Here is a 21963-nt window from a genome sequence, read left to right as displayed (position 1 = left end):
GTACGCGAGTGCCCGGAAAACGAAAACTACTGTATATATGGTCAGTATTATTTCACAGAAGTCTGCCGCCGCCTACCCCTTGTTTAATCAGGTTGAGGACTGGCTCACAGCCAACTGCTCTGCGGCCTTGATCAGGCCCTCCAGAGAGTGCAAAACGGTCTGGGCGCGCACTTCCCGGCGATTGCCCTGCAAACGGCGGCAGCCGGAGCTGACTGTGCCGTCGCGCAGGGCCCAGGCAAACCATACCGTGCCCACCGGCTTCTCTGCGGTCCCACCATCCGGACCGGCGATGCCACTTACCGCGACCGCAATATCAGCTTCAGCGGCTGCCAGCGCACCACTGGCCATCGCGCGCACCACCGGCTCACTTACCGCACCATGAGCCTGCAGATCACCCTCATGCACGCCCAGCCAACGGCTTTTGCTCTGATTGGCATAGGTGACAAAGCCCGTCTGGAACCAGGCAGAGCTGCCACTGACGCGAGTGATGGCCTCACAGATGCCGCCTCCGGTGCAAGATTCTGCTGCACTCACATTCAAGCCGTGACGCTGCAATACATTGCCCAGCCGGGCGGCCGTAGCGTCAATCAAGTGATCATAGTTCGACATGCGCACTCCTCTCATAAAACTGAATAGACTATGCCAGTCTCCAACTACGGATTCATCCCCCGGGTTATCCGGTGGTGGCACTTGATGTTTTCAACTGTTTTTGACCTTGCCGGTTTGCTACTCTGGCGCGCTACCCCAGTCGCTCCCTCCAGATCCATGTGCTGAAACCCCTGCGCGACTCTGTGCGATGCGATGAAATAACCTGATTTTCAATGGATTAAGATGAAAAAAGAAGCTCGAAACCAGCCATCCGGATCTAGCCACACACCGATGATGCAGCAGTACTTCGGGATCAAGCAGCACCATCCGCACGAGCTGCTGTTTTATCGCATGGGGGATTTCTACGAGCTGTTTTTTGATGATGCGAAAAAAGCTGCGCGCCTACTCGACATTACCCTGACTGCCCGCGGACAGTCCGGCGGCCAACCCATTCCGATGGCCGGCATTCCCTATCACGCCGCAGAAGGTTATCTGGCCCGACTGGTGAAGCTTGGCGAGTCTGTGGTGATCTGCGAACAGATCGGCGATCCGGCTACCAGCAAGGGGCCGGTAGAAAGGCAGGTGGTTCGCATCCTCACACCCGGCACGGTCAGTGACGAGGCTTTGCTGGACGAGCGGCGCGACAACCTGTTGGCCGCACTGGTCGGTAGCGAGCGAGGTTTTGGCCTGGCCACGCTGGATATCAATAGCGGGCGTTTCTGTGTGATGGAATTACAGGGCTGGGAAACACTACTGGGTGAGCTAGAGAGACTGGCACCTGCAGAATTGCTGATACCCGATGACTGGGAGACGAACACGCCAATCGAGCGACGTCGTGCGGTGCGCCGACGAGCACCCTGGGAGTTTGATCGCGATAGCGCATTCAAATCTCTGACCCAACAATTCGGCACCAAGGACCTGGTCGGCTTCGGCTGCAACGACCTGACGCTGGGGCTGGGTGCGGCCGGTGCGCTGATGTGTTACGCCAAGGAAACCCAACGTATCGCGTTGCCGCACATCCGTAGCCTCATTCTGGAGCGTTTCGAGGACAGCGTGATCATTGACAGTGCCAGCCGGCGCAACCTGGAAATCGACAGCAATCTGTCCGGCGGGCGCGACAACACTTTGCTGGACGTGCTCGATCATACCGCCACCGCCATGGGCAGCCGTCTGCTGGCCCGCTGGCTGAATCGCCCGTTGCGTGATGCAAAGGTACTGCAAGCACGACAGGACAGCATCACTACGCTTTTACAGCAGCATTACCACGAGGAATTACAACCCGCACTCAAGGGTATTGGCGATATTGAGCGCATTCTTGCTCGCATCGCGCTGCGCTCGGCGCGCCCGCGGGACCTGGCGCGTCTACGTGACTCCCTCGCCGCCCTGCCCGCCTTGCAACAGGCCCTGGAACCTCTGGAAACAGCGCATCTGCAACATCTGGCTGGGGAAGTCGGCGTGTATCCGGAACTGGCCGAACTGCTCCAAAGGGCCGTGATTGAAAATCCCCCGGCGGTCCTGCGCGACGGCGGGGTAATCAAGCCAGGCTACGACGCGGACCTTGACGAACTGCAGAATATCAGCGAAAACGCCGGGCAATACCTGATCGACCTGGAAACCCGTGAGCGCGAACGCACCGGTCTCTCCACCCTGAAGGTCGGCTACAATCGGGTACACGGGTATTTCATCGAACTGTCTCGGGGCCAGTCAGCTCAGGCGCCAGCCGACTATGTAAGACGCCAGACGCTCAAGGGCGCTGAGCGCTTTATTACCCCTGAGCTGAAAACCTTTGAGGACAAAGCCCTGTCTGCACGCAGCCGCGCTCTTGCCCGTGAAAAACAACTGTACGAAGATTTGCTCGACCGTCTCAATGAAGACCTGGCACGTCTACAGGACACCGCTGCGGGCCTGGCTGAACTCGATGTGCTCGCCACGCTGAGCGAGCGTGCAAGCACGCTGGATTACCAGCGGCCAACCTTTATCCAGGGCAGCCAGTTGTGCATAGAACAAGGCCGGCACCCGGTCGTGGAGCATGTTCTGGACGGTCCATTTGTCGCCAATGATCTGCACCTGGATCCCGACACCCGCATGCTGATCATTACCGGCCCGAACATGGGTGGTAAATCGACCTACATGCGTCAGACCGCGCTGATCGTGCTGCTCGCGCATATCGGCAGCTTTGTGCCGGCACGCACCGTGGAAATGTCCATGGTGGACCGCATCTTCACCCGTATCGGTTCCAGTGATGACCTGGCCGGTGGTCGCTCAACCTTCATGGTCGAGATGAGTGAGACGGCCAACATCCTGCATAACGCCACCGACGCTAGCCTTGTACTCATGGATGAAGTGGGCCGCGGCACCAGCACCTTCGATGGCCTGTCGCTGGCCTGGTCAGCGGCCGAGTATCTGGCCCGGGTGCGCGCATTCACCCTCTTTGCCACCCACTACTTCGAGCTCACCGGCCTGGTCGATACTGACCCGGGTGTGGCCAACGTGCACCTTAATGCCACCGAGCATAATGAGCGCATCGTCTTTCTGCATAGCGTACTCCCGGGCCCCGCGAGCCAGAGCTACGGCTTGCAGGTAGCCCAGTTGGCTGGCGTGCCACGTCAGGTAATAGATCGTGCGCGTGAGCATCTGGCGGCGCTGGAGCAACAGAGTCTCAGCCAACAGGGCAAGCCCGAAACGCCGACACAAAAAAAACCTCTGCAGAACGACCTGTTTGCAATGGCGCCGCATCCATTGGTCGAGCAATTACACCAACTCAAGCCCGACGAGCTGACCCCCAAACAGGCACTCGAGCTGCTTTATGAGTGGAAGGCGGAGCACAAATAATGCCTGTAAATGAGAGATATTTGCATTAAGACGCGGCGATCATGTTGCGAACTTCGGCAAATATCATCGTCGCTCTGTACCAGAATGCAAAAACTGCTAGACTACGCGCCATTAATCAAGACCGACTTATTCCGGAGACCCCGCCATGACTTTTGTTGTTGTAGACAACTGCATCAAGTGCAAATACACCGATTGCGTTGAGGTCTGCCCCGTCGATTGCTTCTACGAGGGTCCAAACTTCCTCGTTATTCACCCCGACGAATGTATTGACTGCGCCCTCTGCGAGCCAGAATGCCCGGCCAATGCCATTTTTTCCGAGGACGAAGTGCCGGAAGACATGCAGGAGTTCACTGAGCTCAATGCCGAGCTGGCAGAGATCTGGCCGAACATTACCGAGAAGAAAGAGTCCCTGCCCGACGCTGAAGAGTGGGATGGCGTGCCTGACAAGCTGCAATACCTGGAGCGCTGAGGCGTCTCGCAGTCGAAGAATTGAAAGCCGGCCAATGCGCCGGCTTTTTCATGTCTGCCTCTTGAAAACTCAAATCGCAGACAAAAAAAGGGGCGGGATAAACCCGCCCACTCTTTCATTCCCTATGTGAAATCCTTATCCAGTCGTCCTGACTCCATCACCCTGATGATCCCTGTCTGGCATCCTGCCTGACTGCGTGATCCGTCACACATGGGTACATAATACTGCTCAACCCAATGTAAGCAAGTGTGAAATTTAGCGCTAAAACACCATTCTCATATTTTAATAACTTTATTTTTCAAGCACTTACTATTTTTCTGAGAGAAAATCTACCAAGTGCTGACAGCCGCTGGCAGATTTTGCTTACAAAGCTTGTAGGCAAACACTTACAAAAAAGACACTGCACAACAGGAACATTTATCTCAGGCACCAGTCTCAGGCTACCGAATTCACATCTTCCCTGAATCTGCAGATAAAAAAACCCGGCACCTTGCGGTGCCGGGTTTCGGGTCTTGCCTGGAGGCAGTCGGCTTACATCATGCCGCCCATGCCACCCATTCCACCCATGCCGCCCATGTCAGGCATTGCGGGCTTGTCGTCTTCCGGCAGCTCGGCAATCATGGCTTCGGTGGTAATCATCAGACTGGCTACGGAGGCAGCAGCCTGCAGCGCGCTGCGGGTTACCTTGGCCGGGTCCAGAATACCCATCTCGATCATGTCACCGTACTCGCCGGTGGAAGCGTTGTAACCGTAGTTGCCTTCGCCCGCTTTGACCTTGTTCAGGACAACGGAGGCTTCTTCGCCGGCGTTCATAACGATCTGGCGGAAAGGCGCCTCGACTGCACGACGCAGCAAATTGATACCGACGGTCTGATCCTCATTGTCACCGGTCATCCCTTCGATCGCCTGCAGAGCGCGAACCAGAGCAACACCGCCACCAGGTACCACGCCTTCTTCGACGGCTGCGCGAGTGGCGTGCAGGGCATCTTCAACCCGGTGCTTCTTCTCTTTCATCTCGACTTCGGTAGCAGCACCGACCTTGATTACTGCAACACCCCCAGCCAGCTTGGCCAGACGCTCCTGCAGCTTCTCTTTGTCGTAGTCGGAAGTGGTGTCTTCGACCTGCTTGCGAATCTGGCCAACACGGGCTTCGATGTCCTGCTTGGCGCCGGCGCCATCGATAACGGTAGTGTTGTCCTTGTTGATCTGCACACTCTTGGCCTGACCAAGGTGCTCAAGACCAGTGTTTTCCAGGCTCAGGCCGACCTCTTCGCTGATCACGGTACCGCCAGTGAGGATGGCGATGTCCTGCAGCATGGCCTTGCGGCGATCACCAAAACCGGGCGCCTTGACGGCAGCCACCTTGACGATGCCGCGCATATTGTTGACTACCAGGGTAGCCAACGCTTCGCCTTCAACATCTTCGGCAATGATCATCAGCGGACGGCCGGATTTGGCCACAGCTTCCAGGGTCGGCAGCATTTCACGGATGTTGGAGATCTTCTTGTCGACCAGCAGGATGTACGGATTATCCAGCTCGGCAGACATGGTCTCGGGCTTGTTGACGAAGTAGGGAGACAGGTAACCGCGGTCGAACTGCATACCTTCTACGACGGAGAGCTCGTTATCCAGGCCGGAACCTTCCTCAACCGTGATAACGCCTTCCTTGCCTACGCGATCCATCGCTTCGGCAATGATCTTGCCGATGGACTCGTCGGAGTTGGCGGAGATGGTGCCTACCTGGGCAATGGCCTTGGAATCAGCGCAGGGCTTGGCCAGATTCTTCAGCTCAGCCACGATACCGATGGTCGCCTTGTCGATGCCCCGCTTGAGATCCATCGGATTCATGCCGGCAACAACAGACTTCAGACCTTCGGTCACAATTGCCTGGGCCAGCACGGTAGCGGTAGTGGTACCGTCACCAGCGTCATCGTTGGCGCGGGATGCGACGTCCTTGACCAACTGGGCGCCCATGTTCTCGAACTTGTCTTTCAGTTCGATTTCCTTGGCAACAGTAACGCCATCCTTGGTAATGATCGGCGCGCCGTAGCTGCGCTCGATCAGGACGTTGCGGCCTTTTGGCCCCAGAGTTGCCTTGACCGCGTCGGCCAGGATGTTCACGCCAGCCAGCATCTTGTTGCGGCCAGAGATACCGAATTTAACTTCTTTAGCAGCCATTTTTACTTTCCTTCCATAATGTCGTTCAGAGAATGTCAGAAGCGCTTAACTCAGCTTTCCAACACGCCATAGATTTCGGATTCGCTCATGATCAACAGGTCTTCGCCGTCGATCTTGATAGTGTTGCTGCCTGAATAAGGGCCGAAGACAACCTTGTCGCCTTCTTTGAGAGCTGGAGCACGGACATCGCCATTATCCAGGATGCGACCGGTGCCCACAGCCAGCACCACGCCGGTGTTCGGCTTTTCTGCTGCGGAACCGGGCAGAACGATACCGCCAGCGGTCTTGGTCTCTTCTTCACTGCGACGAACCACTACGCGGTCGTGTAACGGACGGATTTTCATCGTTAGATCTCTCCCAATATTGATGTCGATTGCCGGCGAGCCGGCCTCTCAAGTTAACCGGGCCTTTCGACCCGAGGGACGCGCCAACGGCGACGTCACTGTTTTGTTGAGCCCCCACTGGGAGCCTGTAAAACTGGTGAAGCGTTAATGGGGCCCGCGAAAACGATTTCAAGGGCTCCATGGAAATTTTTTCACTCTCGATCCGCAGGCTTGTCGCGATCGATCTGCTCTTCTTTGCCCTGTTTCCACTCACCCTCAATGACGTCATGGTCCCCCTGGCGCCAGACGCCGGGACCGCCCGGGTCACCGGGTTGGAGCTGACCGCGATAGCGCCAGGCCAATAAAAGACATACCAGGGCTGCAGCGTCGGTCAGCACACCGGGGAAAACCAGCAAGATGCCGGCAAGCACACCCCACATGCCTGACTTGAGAACACCAAAGGGTGAGCTGTCCTGGGCCATGCGGGCCTGCAGCCGTTGCAGCATTGTCCAGCCCTGACTCTGGATAACGGCCACGCCGAGAATGCCGCTGGCCAGAACCCACAACAGGGTCATACCGACACCTATCCTCTGGCCGAGCAATATCAGACCCGCCAATTCAATCAGCGGTATGGCCAGCAATGTAAAACGCACTAATGGCATGCGAACCTCGAAAATTATTCAGTCAAGTATGTATATGGGTACGCCACAACCGGCTTTCAACCGCCAGCCAACGCTGTCTTTTGTCCTTTCCCAGGTCAAACGATGACCGAAACGCACCCGCGGGTATTCAAAAATCGGCAGGAGTCGGGCATGCTTGCCCCCGATAAGATCCCCTTGGCTATGAGAGGTGCCAATTATGCAACTGAAAGACAGTGTGATCATCGTGACCGGCGGCGGTCAGGGCCTGGGTCGTTCCATGGCCGAGTATCTTGCGGGCCGCGGGGCCCGGCTGGCGTTGATTGACCTCAATCAGGATCGCCTGGACGAAGCAGTCGATGCCTGCAAGAAAGCTGGCGGCGATGCTCGCTCCTACATCTGCAACGTCGCCGACGAAGCGCAGGTAATCGATATGGTCAGCCAGGTAGCAACCGACTTTGGCGCCATCAACGGGTTGATCAACAACGCCGGTATCCTGCGTGACGGGCTGCTGATCAAGTCACGCGACGGCGAGATCCAGAAGATGAGCCTGGCGCAGTGGCAGTCAGTCATCGACGTAAACCTGACCGGCGTCTTTCTCGGCACCCGGGAAGTGGCCGCCAAGATGGTCGAGCTGGGTAGCCAGGGCCTGATCATCAACATCTCGTCCATCTCCCGCGCGGGCAACATGGGTCAGTCGAACTATTCGGCGGCGAAGGCCGGCGTCGCAGCACTGACCGTCACCTGGGCCAAGGAACTCGCACGCTACGGCATCCGGGTCGCGGGCATCGCACCCGGCTTTATCGAGACCGACATGACCGCGGGCATGAAGCCCGAGGCGCTGGAAAAGATGACCTCCGGCATTCCCCTCAAGCGCATGGGCAAGCCAGAGGAAATCGCCCATTCGGCGGCCTATCTGTTCGAGAACGATTACTACACCGGCCGCATACTGGAGCTGGACGGCGGTATTCGCCTGTAATAAGGAATATTGGCGGGGCTGGCTTCGACCAACCCGCCACTACTCTTCCTGCCCTTTTAACCCAGGCCGCTACCAACCTATCCCAAAACCCAGCCGGTAGCGGGTGTGGTTGATACTGTTTTGCGAATTACCATTCACATAATCCCATTCGGTAAGCAGACTCAGTGAAGCCCAGCTGTTGACCAGATAGCGAATGCCCAATTCCGCGTCCAGACCGAAATTGATCGCCGGATCGTCTGGAATCAATGCTTCAGCGTTGTGAATCGCTTCAAAGCGTTTACTGAACAGATACCGGCGCAACTCCCACTGCAATCCCAGCGCGTTAAAGGTATCGGTGCTGCCATCACGGCTTTCAAGCTCCACACGGTCGAGGCGTGCCGATGTCTCGAAGCGCCCCAGGGCGTCATTCCACCACTCGTAACCCGGCCCCATACCGAACTGCTTGCGGCGGGCGATTTCCTCGATATGGTCGCGTTCATATCCTGCGGCAGTCTGCCAGAACCATTTTTCGTCGAAGAACCAGCTCACGTCATAGTCGGCCTGCCATACGTGGCGGCTTTTCACATCGTCACGGTAGTCGCGCTCGAACTCCCCGCCCACCACATGCCGCCAATCCCCATGACGCGCACGGGTGTCAAAGGCCAGGTCCAGATCGCGCTGGTCCGTGGTCGTATTCTTGATGTCCAGCGCCGCAGTTGCATCCCCTGACCAGACCCAGTCTTCGATGATGGGGTTGGGCTCTAGCATTTGCTGGATTGTACTAATCTCCAGCAGCACAGGCTGCGTACCACCATTGAGAACATTCACCGTGCCAGAGGTGTCTGACGCAGATACCGCCAGAGAACTTTCTGCCTGCCCCGGCGTCTTGATCAGCAGCGCATGCTCTGCCTCGAATGTACTGATATTCTCGACTTTGACCCGAAGACGGCCAGCAAGCTCGGTATTCATGACCAGTTCACCATCTTGAAGTAGTTCGATAGTGCCGCTGATCCGATCACCATTGGTCAACCAGAGCGTGTCAGCAATAGCGGCGGTAGATGTAACTAGGAGCGGAACAAGTGCCAACAGGGGGCGACAACGGAGCATGTGAAACCTATATGATGAGGGCAACAGCGAGGCGCCATTATCCATGACTGAAAACCGAAAGCCAGCTATGCCGCCTTCAGACTTGCAAACGGGTTCAGCCACCGTCCGTGAGACTTTCTTGCTAGTGCTGGCGAGTATTCCGGAAGGCCGTGTCACAAGTTACGGCAGACTGGCGCAACTGGCCGGAATGGGGCGCGGAGCACGCCTGGCAGGGCGCTGGCTGGGGCAATTGCCGGAGGGCACCACGCTTCCCTGGCACAGGGTTCTCAACAGCCAGGGCCAGCTTTCATTACCTCCTGACCATCCAGCGGGTCAGGAGCAATATCAACGGCTCCTCGCCGAAGGTATCATCATCACCCATCGCCGGGTCGACATGAAACGGTACGGCTGGCCGGATTGAACCAGAAGAACAGGAGCAGCATGATCGACCCCGAAACCAATGGCGTAGCCACCACCTCCATCGGCGAACGTGAAGGGCTACGCGTCTACCTTAAACCACGTGTTATCGGCATGCTCTTCCTGGGGTTTTCCGCGGGCTTGCCATTACTGTTGGTCGGCGGCACCTTCAGCGCCTGGCTCCGTGACCTGGGTGTCGAGCTTACCGCCATTGGTTTTCTCAGCTGGGTCGGCATGGCGCATTCAATCAAGGTTCTCTGGGCGCCGCTGATTGATCGCGCTCCCCTGCCCCTTCTGAGTCGCTGGTTGGGACGTCGCCGGGCCTGGATGTTGCTGGCTCAGTTGGTCATTGCCGTTGCCTTGCTGGGCATGGCGTTCACTGACCCGAGGGAAAACCTTACCCTTGTTGCGCTCTGGGCAGTTCTCGCGGCGTTCGGCTCTGCAACCCAGGACGTTGCGATCGATGCCTACCGCGTGGAGGCCGAGGCCAAGCATCGCCAGGGCGCTATGGCAGCGACCTATGTAACTGGCTACCGAGTAGCCATTCTCGCCGCAGGCGCTGGCGCACTGCATCTAGCGTCGCTGGATAGCTGGACTATTGCCTATGCAGCCATGGCCGGGTTGATGGGGGTTGGCATTCTTACCACGCTGATCATCGCCGAGCCTGCGGTGCACGTGACGCATTCAACGATGGAACTGGAGCACCGGGTGAGTGACTATCTGGCCCGAACCAGTCATGCGGGATGGCGCCGGGATCTGACCGCCTGGTTCATTGGCGCCATGGTGTGTCCCTTCGCCGAGTTTTTTCAGCGCTACGGCAAGGCTGCCCTAGTCATCCTGGCTTTTATCGCGACCTTTCGCATAAGCGATATTTTCATGGGAGTTATGGCCAACCCATTCTACCTGGACCTGGGCTTCAGCAAGGCGGAGATCGCCAATATTGCGGCTGCCTTTGGCCTGGGCATGACACTGCTGGGAGCCGCTCTTGGGGGGCTACTGGTAGCTCGTTTCGGCATTGCGCCTATCCTGCTGCTTACGGCCTTCATGGCACCGGCAACCAACCTGACTTTCGCCTGGCTCGCGCATATCGGACCCGAACAGTATGGCCTGATAATGGCCATCATTGCCGACAATATCACCGGGGGGCTGGCCATTTCGGTATTCATTGCCTACCTGTCCAGTCTGACCAATACAGCCTACACCGCGACTCAATATGCCCTTTTCAGCTCGATCATGACCCTCCCCGGTCAATTCGCAGCGGGTTTTACCGGGATGCTGGCGGCAAACACCGGATGGGTAACCTTTTTCATGCTCACTGCGCTGACAGGCCTACCGGCTATCATTCTGGCGTTCATGCTGCTGAGGGTGGCCCATCCTGACAGACTGAAGCGCCCGGGGATGGATTGATCAATGCGAGGAGCCTGTCGGAAGTAGATAAAAAAACGGCGCCGCTAAGACGCGGCGCCGCAAAAAAACCAAATAAAATTGACTGTCAGAAGTTGTAACCGACACCTACGCTGTAGAAAATCGCTCCGTCGTCGTAGCGATCATCAGCATCGCTGGCACTCTTGAACAGGAACTGATATTCCATCATGCCGGTGATGAACACGTCTTCCTTGACCCAATGCTTGACGCCGATCTCGGGGCCGGCAATGAAGCTCTCATCAACTTGCTCGCCATAGATGCCACCGATGCTCGCACCAATGAACGGACGAGTATCGCCAGTACCGAAATGATAATCATAGAAAACGCGTGTGGAGCCATCAAAGTTGGTCTCCTCACCTTCAGAGTCACTTATGCCGATGCTCTGGCGCACGCCCCACAGCGAAGATGGGCTCAAGTATTCGCCCCAGCTACCCTGCATTGATATTCCATTCTGATCGAAATCCTTGTCGCTGGCGCCAGCCCCGCTCAGGGTGATTTCCCTGTCGCCGGCGGACGGCACTGCCATGGCCATGGCAGGAATCATCGCGGCCATGATCAGTGATGTTTTTAAAAGTCGCTTCATGGAAATATACCTTATGGTCTGGTGAACTGGGCGAGCTATATGCACGCCTCTACCCCCTCTGGACAGGGAACGGTCGTGAGGGTTCAGACTATTGGTAAGAAAAAAGTCATAAAAAAACCCGGCATCGGCCGGGCTTCTGACAGCACATTCGAATTTACTCTGCAGCAGAGTCGGTCATCATGTGAACTGTGCGCTGGGGGAACGGAATAGTGATTCCCTCGCGATCGAAATGCTCCTTGGCCAACTCCTGAAGCTCCCAGTAAACGCCCCAGTAATCATCTGTCTTGGCCCACATGCGTAGCGACAGATTGACTGAGCTATCACCTAGTGACACCAACCAGACCACTGGCTCGGGATCCTTGAAGACGCGCTCGTCAGCTGTTGCCAACCCCAACAGTATCTCGCGGGCCTTTTTGACATCATCGCCATAATCAATCCCGATATTCAGATCCACACGCCGGGTGGGTTGGCGGGAATAATTGATGATGTTGCCGTTGGACAAGGCCCCATTGGGAATGATGATCGTCTTGTTATCGGGTGTTTTCAAAATGGTATTGAAAATCTGAATACTGTCGACGGTGCCACCCACGCCCTGAGCCTCGATATACTCACCGGCGCGAATCGGACGGACGATGAGAATCAGCATGCCGCCTGCAAAATTGGCCAGGCTACCCTGTAATGCCAGACCCACCGCAAGACCGGCAGCACCAATCAACGCAATAAAGGAGGTAGTTTCGACGCCAATCATGCCCGCAACACTGACCAGCAGGATCACCTTCAGGCCTATGCCGACCAGTGCGCCAATAAACCCGTGCAAAGTCCGGTCGATATTGCGTTTCTCCATAAGCACATGGATACCGCCAGTCAGCCGGCCGATCAGCCACCAGCCGATCAGCAATGTCACAATGGCCAACAAGACCTGACTTCCGTATTCCACCACCATTGGCAGCCAGGCTTCCTGAAGCTCTTCGAGCTGCGTCATCACCTCATCCATCCGTCCTACCTCTCTGTCATTCGCTCTAGTCGCGGAAATTGTTGAACTGCAAGGGCATCTCCATATCGGCCCCGCGTAACAACACCATCACTTCCTGAAGATCGTCACGCTTCTTGCCTGTCACGCGAACCTGCTCGCCCTGAATAGCCGCCTGCACCTTGGCTTTGGATTCCTTGATCCTGCCGACGATTTTCTTTGCCAGCTCCTTGTCTATGCCTTCCCTGAGTTGCACATCCTGCTTTACCTGCTTGCCTGATGCAAAGGCTGGCTTGACCTCCAGGCACTGAATATCGATCTTGCGCTTGACCAGATTGATCCTGAGAATCTCGAGCATCTGCTCCAGCTGAAACTCGGCATCTCCGGTCATATGTACCAGCAATTCCTTGTCCTTGAACTCGAAGCTGCCCTTACCCCGCAGGTCATATCGGCGCTCAAGGTCCTTCATGGAGTTTTCCACGGCATTGGTGACTTCGTGCTTGTCCAGTTCTGAGACAACATCAAAAGAAGGCATGCATTTACCTCAACTAAACAAAAAATTTATGACATATATTGCAAAACAACTGCATAGGTTCGTGGCATTATAACCCGAACAGAACAACAGACCGGGAGTCCCGCAATGCCCAACCCGCAGCTCAGCATCATGGTGGTGGACGACACCAAGTTCAGCAGTGCGGTTATTGGCCATAATCTGACGCGCGCAGGGTATGCCGATATCCGATTTGCCAGCTCCGCTATGGATGCGCTGACAATGCACGAGGAGCGCCCAGCCAGCGTTATGGTCGCTGACTGGTTGATGCCCGAAATGGATGGCCTGGAGCTGACAACGCGTATTCGTCAGACCGACGAGCAAACCGACCACTACACCTATGTGGTGCTATTGACTGCAAGGGAGGGCGACAACGTTCTGAGCGAAGCCTTCGATCGTGGTGTAGACGACTTCATCAGCAAATCGTCAATGAACGAGCAGTTGCTTCCGCGCATTTATGCAGCCGACCGCACAACACAACTAATCAACCGGCTGCTTGATGAAAACCGCCTCCTTGCCTCCAATAACAGCCAACTTGAAGAACACAACCTAGTCGATAATGTCACTGCTCTGGGTAACCGGCGTTATGCCCTGCAACGACTCGGCGATATTCTACGCAACGTCGAATCGCGCGGCGGCATCTGCTGCACACTGGTATTGGGCGTGCAGAATCTCGAGGAACTGACCACTCGCCTGGGTGAAGGTGTTCAACAGGAGTTGCTGAGAGGCATTGCGCGGCGACTTCAGCAGCTGGTCCGGCCCACCGATGTGATCGCACGGGCGGGGTCCAATACATTCGCTATTGTCACGCTGGCTGAAGATCCCGCTGACTGCAAACCGGCCAGTTTCAAACGACTCCATGATGGCTTGAACCTCAAGGCCTTCAAGACCAGCGAAGGCTATCTCACATTGCGTGCGGGCATGGCCCTATGTGCAGTGAACGACAGACAGACCTTGCCCGGCACAGAACAACTGCTGGAGCTTGTTGAACAACACCTCGAAGAAGCCTACGAAACCAGCCTGATCACCGAGGTTCGCTGGCCGCAACCGGACTGATCGCCATGCACTTCCATATCCTCGGTGCCGGCAGCCTCGGGCTTCTCTGGGCTGGCAGGCTGATACAGGCTGGTTACCCGGTCAGCCTGATCATGCGCACACACGAGGCGGTTGAGCAATGGCAGGCCGCTGGCAGCATGCTCACATTCGAGCACCAGGGTACCCGACAAAAATACCTGATGGAGGCGACGCTGGGCTCGCACACCGAAGCGCTGGACTACCTTGTCGTCGCCACCAAGGCCCACGCCGTTGCCTCTGCACTGGCGCCTCTGGTTTCTCGTCTGCGCTCTGACAGTGCTGTGATAATGCTGCAGAACGGTCTCGGCAGCCAGCAACAGGCCAGAGCGCTATGCCGTAGCAGCAGAGTGCTCTGCGCCAGCGTGACTGACGGTGCCTGGCTGCGTGAGCCTGGCCATGTGGTCTGGGCCGGCCAGGGAACAACCAGGATCGGTGACGAAGCCGGGGGCCTCTGTCCTCCCTGGCTGGAGTCGCTCAAGCAGACCACGCTCGACTGGGTTTGGGAGCAAGATATCGGTCGTGTGTTATGGCAAAAACTGGCCATCAACTGCGCGATCAATCCCTTTACCGCGCTGTACGACTGCCTCAACGGTGAGATTCCCGCCAGAGCAGGTGCAGAGCTCGACGCACTTACCCACGAACTGCAGTCACTGCTGCAAAGCCAGGGCTATGCAGAACAGGCCGCAGAGCTACCTGATGTGATCAGCACTGTCATTCTGAAAACCGCGCAAAACAGTTCCTCGATGCGTCAGGATGTGCATGCGGGCCGGCGTACCGAAATAGATTACATCCTCGGCCATGCGTGCCGCGCTGCGGAAAAGGCCCGCCTGGAGGTGCCAGCAATGAGGCATCTGCACGCGAGGCTGAAGACACATCTGGCAATGCTTGGGCTACCCGGTGATTGATAGCAGGCTTTGCGTGGGCGCTCAGAACGGCTAGGCTTTGCCGCTAATGACAGACTTCGGATTTTTGACTTTCCTAAAGGCATACGCACCATGGGCTTTCGCTTGAGTAAACTCTATACCCGTACCGGCGACACGGGGCAGACTGGCCTTGCCGACGGCAGGCGCATCGAAAAGGATCACCCTCGTATCGAGGCAATGGGCAGCGTCGATGAACTGAACAGCCTTTTGGGCGTGTTGATAGCTGATCTGCAGGCCCAGCACCTGACCGATTTTTGCTCGGTTTTGGCCCCGGTGCAGCATCGGCTGTTCGATCTGGGCGGTGAGTTGGCGGTACCCGGGCATGACATCATCGGCGAGTCAGACGTGACAGACCTGGAGGAATTGATCGATGGATACAACGCAGACCTTGAGCCATTGAAAAACTTCATTCTACCCGGGGGCTCGCGCTGCGTAGCCAGCGCTCATCTGGCTCGCAGTGTTTGCCGGCGGGCAGAGCGGCGCTATCTTTCGCTGGCCAATAAAGAAACAGTGAACGAGCAGGCGCGAATCTATCTCAACCGGCTGTCGGACCTGCTTTTTGTCATGGCCAGGGCTATCGCAAAGCGTGAGCAGACGCCCGAAGTGCTATGGCATTCCAAACCCAAGCCCGAAGCCTAAGGCCCGCAAGACGTTGAACCGCCTGCGCAACAGCACGGACTGTACTGGAGCGCAAGCACGCTACTCAGTCAGACGCGGAACGCGCTGATAATCTGCTGTAATTCCTGCACCAGCCGACTCATGCGGTTGCTGGACTCTTCAGTTTGCCGCGCACCCTCTGCAGTTCGATCACTGACCTGATTTATCTCGACAATATTCTGATCGATGTCGTGACTTACCGCGGTCTGCTCCTCTGCCGCGGCGGCAATCTGCTCACTCTGATCGACTATCTGATTGACCGCCTTGAGAATATTGGCCAGGGCGTCCTGCACCTTGAGCGAAGAGTCCACTGTGGCGCCAGTCATGCCATGACTCGCCCCCATGGCCTTGACTGCCCCATTCACACCGTTCTGCAGACGAGCAATCATCTGCTCGATTTCCTCGGTGGATTGCTGGGTTCTTCTCGCCAGCGTTCTGACTTCATCGGCTACCACTGCAAAGCCACGACCCTGTTCACCCGCCCGCGCAGCCTCAATGGCAGCGTTGAGAGCCAGCAGGTTAGTCTGCTCGGCGACACCTTTAATTACCTCAAGTACCCGACTGATAGAAGAGCTGTCATCGGCCAGTTGGTTAATCGCCTTGACCGAGTTCTCGATCTCGTTGGCCAGCTTCTCGATACCATCGACGGAGGACTCCACCAACTGCCGGCCGGCCATGGTTTCCTTGCTCACCAGTCCGGCACTGGTCACGGCACTGGCGGCGCTGCGCGCCACTTCCTGGGACGTGGCCGACATCTCGTTCATGGCGGTCGCTACCTGTTCGATCTGCGAGCGTTGCGAGGCGACTGCGCGACTGCTCTCCCCCGAAATTGTCTCTACCTGCTGCGACTGCTGATCCACTTGACCGGCCGTCTGGCTGACCTGCGTGATCAGATCCCGAATCCGTCGTACGGTATGGTTGAAATCCGTTGCCAGTGCGCCAAGCTCATCCCGACTGTCGACCTCGACATGTACCGTCATGTCGCCATCGGCCACCTGGCCCATCAATGCGGACAGCCGCTTCAGGGTTCGCCGCGTAGCCATGTAGAAACCGGCATAGAGATAGATAATCAGCAAACCGACAGCTGACAGGGAGATGATCAGCACAGTCATGGCCTGAATATTTTCGCCTAGCCGCTTGGCCAGAACCTCCCCCAGCGTCTCGAGTACCGCCCCATTGAAAGCGTAGGTTTTGTCAATTTCAGCGGTTAGCTGATTAAAATAATCCAGCCAGTTTCCGCTGAGCGTGCTGGCCAGGATGATATCGTCTTCGAAGATACGTGCGGCGGTGTCGAGACTTTCCAGACTGACCTGTCCTGAACCACGCAGCCCGCTGAGCTCATCTCCCGACAGCACCAGGTCCAGAGTCTGCGCGTAATCACCGCGAAGCGTCTGCATGCTTTCAAACAGATCGTCCATATCGCGACTGGCATCGGAATTCAGATAGCCCAGACCAATGGAATAAGAACCAACGGCACGCCCGGCGCCAAGTGTCTGGGTAATCACAGGCGTCACGTTGATCAGCAAATCGGAAAGCTGGCGGATATTGCGATCATAATCCTGGGGCAATCCAGCATAAGCAGCGCTAAAACCCAGTAGAGAGGACAGTTCGCCGAGCGCAAGACTGGTCAATGCCCCGCGATTGCGGACCGACTCCTGACCAGCCTGTTCGTAGGCCTGTATCAGTTCGTCACGCTTGGTCACCAGGTCGCCTGCCTGCGGGTCATCCGGATCAAGATCCAGACCTTGCAGCGCATCCACTACCTGCTTGCGCAAAACCGCTGTGCGCTGCTCCAGATCCGCTGCGAACTCGCCTTGCCCTAGCTGACCGAGCACAACGTCCAGATCACGCAGCATTTCTGCATCGCGCATGATTGACAGATTCTGCTCAACCAGTGTCATGCCATCGAGGGCGCGCTGGGTAATCTTGACCCGTTCATATGCCTGCTCCACCAGCATGCTGCTGACGATACCTAGAGGCACAAAAAACAGGACGCTGATCAGGCAGAACTTCATGCCATAACTCAAACGGTTCATCAACGCTATGGCGGGGGCCATCAGACTATTCACGCATCCATCTCCTCAAATACGTATCTTCTGCCGTACACACATCAAAACGCGTCGGCAAAAACCTGTGATCAGGCCTTGTGTTTATTATATCGGCGGGGCGAACACCACCTTTCGCATTCCACAACCCGCCGTGCAAGCAGTACAGGAGCTGTTCTGATTGTCTCATACTGAGCTATCGGCAATACGACTGACATCTTTAACCGAACAGGCTGATGAATGCTATACAGGCCGCCCAGACCAAGAGACTTCGAGCAAGTAGTGCACGCACCGGTTGCAGGACTGCCGACGCTGTACCGGTGACTCTCTGCTCATCACCCAGGGCTGCGGCAATGCAATCGGACACCACCTGGTCAGCGCTAACCTCCCAGCGCAGCACCCAACTGTTCACCAACCCCAGTGTTCGCTCAAAATCCCCCACCAGGGCCAGACTCAGTGCAAAAAGACGCGCCGGCAACCATTCCAGTGCATGGATCATGCGCCTGACCGCTGGCAGAGCAGGATGCTCGGATCGTAATTGGAAACGCTCCAGCAGCCGATAACCCAGGGCTCCCAGAGGCCCGAGCAACAGGTACCAGAAAACCGGGGTCACATAATCCCGGAAGGTCGCACAGCCCACACTGGCGTCCACTCCACGCAACAGATCAGAAGGTCCTTCACCGTCAAGGTCCAGGTCTCTACGGGCAATGTGGTAAGCCGCTTCCTGGTCACCTCGTTGCCAGGCTTGCTCGAATGATGCTGCCATTGAACCGAGGGAATCGTGACGGCCGATAGCGACCAGCAGCAGAGCGACATGTGCTGCCAAGGTCAACAGGCCGTAAAGCTGCCCTTCCAGCCCCCATAAAACAAAGACGGCTAGCAACATCGGCAATGCCAGCAGCGCCAGCGTTTGCCATATAGGGCGCGGCTGCTCACCCTCAACGATCCTGCGTACCCACAAGCCGGCGGCATCGACGGGAAAACCGTGGCGCCATGGAGTGAAGCGAATAATGAGTCCGACCAGCAAAAGAACCAGAAAACTCACGCTGCGCCCCCCCCTGTCTGGTTGACCAGATCGCCCAGAAAACGACGCCATTCGAAGGCGGGTCCGGGGTCGGTTTTGCGACCCGGCGCAATGAACTCATGACCGGTAATGCGGTACGGCGTAATAGCCGGATAAGCCGACCGCAGAGCCTGAGTCAGCTCCAGTAGGCTGGAGTACTGAGCCTCCGCATAGGGCTGAGTATCGGTACCCTCCAGTTCGACGCCGATTGAGAAGTCATTACAATCAGTGCGCCCGGCATAAAGTGACGCACCTGCGTGCCAGGCACGGTCCAGACAGGAGACAAACTGGGTGACTTTCCCATTCCGCTCGATGAGAAAATGCGCCGAAACGCGCAGAGCAGCTATGGTGGCGAAGTAGGGATGCTCCAGGGGGTCGAGAGCCCCCCTGAAAAAGGCCTGGACAAACCCACCACCAAACTGCCCGGGCGGCAGACTGATATTATGGATAACCAGTAAAGAAATGCTCTCCGCCGGGGGACGAGCATTGCAGTGGGGCGAGGGGCAGATGTCTACGTCTCTCGCCCAGCCATCTTCTATGCGTATCGGCATGGCCTAAGGAGTCCGGCAAAAACCCTATGCTAGCAGGCTGCGCAGTGGATAGCACAATTTGTATCAGTGTCTGCCTGCCTGCAACTGCCGAAGATTACCGATAACCGATTCAAGAGCGCGGTCAAACAACTGATTGTCGTCAAGCAGGCGGATCAGCCCTGCAGCATGATGCTGAGCAAGGTCCACCCGGGCGAATTCTGCCACTTTCATACCAGCACGATTGACGAAGATGTACTTGCCACTGAAGCTGATGATCGCAGCAAGCTTACAACGCTGCGTCGCAGAGTGCGGATCCATCTGAAACTCGAACCAGCTGCCCGTGTGCAACTGCTCGACCCAGGCCACTGCAGCCGGGTCAGTGTCCCCGGCCAGAAGGGCCTGGTCAGGTGCCGCTGACTCCTCAAGTACTGGCTCACGCACTTCCATGACGGGTATACGCGGGCGCTGCATCTGAGGAGCCGGTTTTACCGTAGCAGAGATTGATTCGGGCGCCGCCTTATCGCCGGAGAGGCCTGTCATTGGGTTTGTCTGCTGCAACTCGCCTGTTTCCGCGGGGGCTGCCTGCAGTGCAGCTTGAGCGTCAGTCTCCTCCGGCTCGGCCATATCCAAGGCTGCAGGACCCTGGACTTCCTGCGCCACATGGGAATGATCCCGCTCTTGCGTTTCAGTCTGCACAGAATCCGGCGCCGCAGGTCCAGCCTCCAGCAGCACCGATTGCTGAAGCTGCTTGAGCCTGACAAGTTGCGGCGCACCCTGCTCAGCCTGAATACCCAGCAGCGTCAGTCCATCAGCCAGGGACTCACGCACCCGCAGGTTGAGGGCTTCACGCTCGCCTACATCGCCAGCAGCCAGCGGTTCAACACTCTGAAGCAACATGCGTGCAACCTCTGCGGTCGCCTGCATGCCAGCGGAATCAGGTCCCTCGCGAAGACAGGTCATCTGCATCACCTGACTCCAGGTTTCGCGCAGCAGATCAACCACGAAGACGGGTAGGGTCCTGCCCAGCAGCATGGCGTTCAGCCTTGCCGCCACCTCACCACGGGCAGCCTCTATCCTGGCCTTGCCCTCTTCTGCATCCCGGGTGCGCTGTTCGAGAAGATCAGAACGGCGCTTTTCGGTGTTGACGAAGCTGGTCAGCTCGCCATGCATCGCCGAAAACATGTCCGGTTGCGGCGTGGGCTCGGCAAGCAAACGCTGAACAATACTATCGAGCAGCACATGCAACTGATCCCGGCGCAAATCATCCTGGTCATTCCAGCCCATAGTGACGCGGGCCAGTTCGTTAAGCAGCCTGCGGGCTGGATGGCTGGCCTGACCAAAGAAGCGCTTGTCAGAGATCGCCAGCCGCAGGATCGGCAGCTGTAGCCGGCCTATCATCGCTTTCAACGCAGCGGGCAGCTGCGGATCATCAAGAATGAAATCAAACAGCATCGATACCAGACTGATGACATCCTCATCGATACGATCCAGGGAACGTCGTTGGCCCTGGTGATCGCGCTGCTCCTGCAGCAACTGGCTGATATGGGTGCGTAGATCCTGACGCCTGAAGCCACCCTCCTCCAACTCACCAACAGGTACCTGGGCCAGAACCCCGAGCAATTCACTGCTCTGCAGCGGCGCGCCTGAGGATCCGGTTACTCTTGAGAGCGCCGCGTCTCCGCTGGCATGCCGCCAGTTGCCGATCAGCTCACTGAACAGGGACAGTACACGTTGCTGGTCGGTGCTCTCCTGCGCTCCATAACCTCCAAGTGCCTGACCGGCAGCGACAGTGGCGCCGGAACCAATGTTTACTGCGGGCTGGTGCCGCTGAACGGGGGCAACGCTCTTCAGATCAGGCAAGACACCCGCGCTGACCAGTTGGGCGTTAGCGGTGGCATAAAAGGGATCAATCGAGTTAAAAACGTAGCGCTCAAAAAGCTTGAGAACGATTATGCGTACTTTTATGTCCAGCGTCATCTCGCCGAGTGCGTCCACAAAAATCTGTGCTAGAGCAGCCGGGCCGACTGGGTTGCTGGTTTCGTCAACAGGGGATTTAACCAGGCTGTTGAACCGAATAGCCAGATGCGAAAGGCCTTGTCGATTTCGCTCCACCACCCGCCCGACCATGCTGTCAAGCGCGACAGTCTGCTCCAGATCGTCGGGCTGAACCAGGGAAAGGCTGTCGATGGCAAAATTGGCTATCGGCCGCGCTTTGACCGTAGAGGCACTGTCGTTCAATGCTTCCATATTGCGCCCGAGCTGCTGACAGCAATTGGAGCTCATCGCATGCCGATGCAGCCGCACGGCGCGCATGGCTTCAAAAAAAAGAGCTTGCTCGGAGTTGCTGGCGGCACGGTCCGCCATTTCGAAAAGACTGTCGTCAGCGTTATCAAACAACGCCGACAAGCGAGCCTTGAGGAAGGCCACAGCTTCCTTGCGCACGCTCCGAAGCGGCGCCGGCAAAACTGACGTCCGCTCCCGATCGGTTTCGCTGCCTTGGCCGGCCGGGGAAAAACTGATGATTTTGGGATCGCGCGCCATACCTGTTCTCCGGACGATCTGCGACCGTCATGACCAACGCCAGCGGAGCTCCCTTCTACTGCACATGATACTGCATGCTGCGTGTACTGCCTTCCATGCGTCACGGATTTGGC

At 57.1% G+C, this 21963-nt stretch carries 20 protein-coding genes; 8 read left to right on the top strand and 12 right to left on the bottom strand.

From position 1 onward, the window contains the following. Positions 1-87 precede the first annotated feature (87 nt). The gene (locus IEV54_RS01040; protein WP_150277680.1) at positions 88-609 is read right to left on the bottom strand and encodes a CinA family protein; all 522 of its coding nucleotides are present in this window, start codon (positions 607-609) and stop codon (positions 88-90) included. 222 nt (positions 610-831) lie between these two features. On the opposite strand from IEV54_RS01040, the gene mutS reads away from it, so the two are divergent. Further along, on the top strand, positions 832-3420 hold the full coding sequence (gene mutS / locus IEV54_RS01035; RefSeq protein ID WP_223825443.1) for a DNA mismatch repair protein MutS: 2589 nt from the start codon (positions 832-834) through the stop codon (positions 3418-3420). A 145-nt stretch (positions 3421-3565) separates the two neighbouring features. Beyond that, a complete protein-coding gene (fdxA, locus tag IEV54_RS01030) occupies positions 3566-3889 on the top strand; it encodes a ferredoxin FdxA (protein ID WP_150277681.1) in 324 nt (107 codons plus the stop codon). A 531-nt stretch (positions 3890-4420) separates the two neighbouring features. Here the strand turns inward: fdxA and groL are convergent. From groL to IEV54_RS01015, 3 genes are all read right to left on the bottom strand, one after another. Beyond that, a complete protein-coding gene (groL, locus tag IEV54_RS01025; protein WP_150277682.1) occupies positions 4421-6067 on the bottom strand; it encodes a chaperonin GroEL in 1647 nt (548 codons plus the stop codon). A 50-nt stretch (positions 6068-6117) separates the two neighbouring features. Then, on the bottom strand, positions 6118-6411 hold the full coding sequence (locus IEV54_RS01020) for a co-chaperone GroES (RefSeq protein ID WP_150277683.1): 294 nt from the start codon (positions 6409-6411) through the stop codon (positions 6118-6120). A gap of 191 nt (positions 6412-6602) precedes the next feature. Continuing rightward, positions 6603-7052 carry an FxsA family protein gene (locus tag IEV54_RS01015; RefSeq protein WP_150277684.1) on the bottom strand — a complete coding sequence of 150 codons (450 nt, stop codon included), beginning with the start codon at positions 7050-7052 and terminating at the stop codon, positions 6603-6605. A gap of 196 nt (positions 7053-7248) precedes the next feature. Here IEV54_RS01015 and IEV54_RS01010 point away from each other — a divergent pair, with 196 nt between their 5' ends. Next, positions 7249-8007 carry an SDR family oxidoreductase gene (locus IEV54_RS01010; protein WP_150277685.1) on the top strand — a complete coding sequence of 253 codons (759 nt, stop codon included), beginning with the start codon at positions 7249-7251 and terminating at the stop codon, positions 8005-8007. Between the two features lie 69 nt (positions 8008-8076). Here the strand turns inward: IEV54_RS01010 and IEV54_RS01005 are convergent, their stop codons facing one another. Then, positions 8077-9093, bottom strand: coding sequence for a DUF481 domain-containing protein (locus tag IEV54_RS01005; RefSeq protein ID WP_188434275.1), 1017 nt, complete (start codon positions 9091-9093; stop codon positions 8077-8079). Positions 9094-9160: 67 nt separating this feature from the next. Here IEV54_RS01005 and IEV54_RS01000 point away from each other — a divergent pair, with 67 nt between their 5' ends. Continuing rightward, a complete protein-coding gene (locus IEV54_RS01000; RefSeq protein ID WP_223825461.1) occupies positions 9161-9493 on the top strand; it encodes an MGMT family protein in 333 nt (110 codons plus the stop codon). Between the two features lie 20 nt (positions 9494-9513). Beyond that, positions 9514-10896 (top strand): AmpG family muropeptide MFS transporter, encoded by a 1383-nt coding sequence (locus tag IEV54_RS00995; RefSeq protein WP_150277688.1) that lies wholly within the window; start codon positions 9514-9516, stop codon positions 10894-10896. Between the two features lie 85 nt (positions 10897-10981). Here IEV54_RS00995 and IEV54_RS00990 read toward each other — a convergent pair whose 3' ends face one another. The 3 genes from IEV54_RS00990 to IEV54_RS00980 form a co-directional block, all read right to left on the bottom strand. Beyond that, positions 10982-11497, bottom strand: a complete 516-nt coding sequence (locus IEV54_RS00990) for a hypothetical protein (protein WP_188434274.1) — start codon at positions 11495-11497, stop codon at positions 10982-10984. A gap of 154 nt (positions 11498-11651) precedes the next feature. Then, on the bottom strand, positions 11652-12491 hold the full coding sequence (locus IEV54_RS00985; protein ID WP_150277689.1) for a mechanosensitive ion channel family protein: 840 nt from the start codon (positions 12489-12491) through the stop codon (positions 11652-11654). Between the two features lie 25 nt (positions 12492-12516). Then, positions 12517-13002 carry a YajQ family cyclic di-GMP-binding protein gene (locus tag IEV54_RS00980; RefSeq protein WP_150277690.1) on the bottom strand — a complete coding sequence of 162 codons (486 nt, stop codon included), beginning with the start codon at positions 13000-13002 and terminating at the stop codon, positions 12517-12519. Between the two features lie 105 nt (positions 13003-13107). Between IEV54_RS00980 and IEV54_RS00975 the strand changes: the two genes are divergently transcribed. From IEV54_RS00975 to IEV54_RS00965, 3 genes are all read left to right on the top strand, one after another. Then, positions 13108-14073, top strand: coding sequence for a response regulator (locus IEV54_RS00975; protein ID WP_150277691.1), 966 nt, complete (start codon positions 13108-13110; stop codon positions 14071-14073). 5 nt (positions 14074-14078) lie between these two features. Continuing rightward, the gene (locus tag IEV54_RS00970) at positions 14079-14996 is read left to right on the top strand and encodes a 2-dehydropantoate 2-reductase (RefSeq protein WP_150277692.1); all 918 of its coding nucleotides are present in this window, start codon (positions 14079-14081) and stop codon (positions 14994-14996) included. A gap of 90 nt (positions 14997-15086) precedes the next feature. Next, positions 15087-15653 (top strand): cob(I)yrinic acid a,c-diamide adenosyltransferase, encoded by a 567-nt coding sequence (locus tag IEV54_RS00965; protein ID WP_150277693.1) that lies wholly within the window; start codon positions 15087-15089, stop codon positions 15651-15653. A gap of 68 nt (positions 15654-15721) precedes the next feature. Here the strand turns inward: IEV54_RS00965 and IEV54_RS00960 are convergent, their stop codons facing one another. From IEV54_RS00960 to IEV54_RS00945, 4 genes are all read right to left on the bottom strand, one after another. Next, a complete protein-coding gene (locus IEV54_RS00960) occupies positions 15722-17740 on the bottom strand; it encodes a methyl-accepting chemotaxis protein (protein ID WP_188434273.1) in 2019 nt (672 codons plus the stop codon). Positions 17741-17936: 196 nt separating this feature from the next. Continuing rightward, positions 17937-18761, bottom strand: coding sequence for a regulatory signaling modulator protein AmpE (gene ampE / locus IEV54_RS00955; protein ID WP_188434272.1), 825 nt, complete (start codon positions 18759-18761; stop codon positions 17937-17939). Continuing rightward, entirely contained in the window at positions 18758-19330 is a 573-nt protein-coding gene (gene ampD / locus IEV54_RS00950) for a 1,6-anhydro-N-acetylmuramyl-L-alanine amidase AmpD (RefSeq protein ID WP_150277695.1), read from the bottom strand. The genes ampE and ampD overlap by 4 nt, the downstream gene beginning before the upstream one ends. Positions 19331-19393: 63 nt before the next feature. Then, positions 19394-21850 (bottom strand): DUF1631 domain-containing protein, encoded by a 2457-nt coding sequence (locus IEV54_RS00945; RefSeq protein WP_150277696.1) that lies wholly within the window; start codon positions 21848-21850, stop codon positions 19394-19396. Between the last annotated feature and the right edge of the window lie 113 nt (positions 21851-21963).

Origin of the sequence: Halopseudomonas salina, from assembly GCF_014637955.1 — a bacterium.
Taxonomy (GTDB): domain Bacteria; phylum Pseudomonadota; class Gammaproteobacteria; order Pseudomonadales; family Pseudomonadaceae; genus Halopseudomonas; species Halopseudomonas salina.
This window is presented reverse-complemented; position numbering and strand designations above follow the sequence as displayed.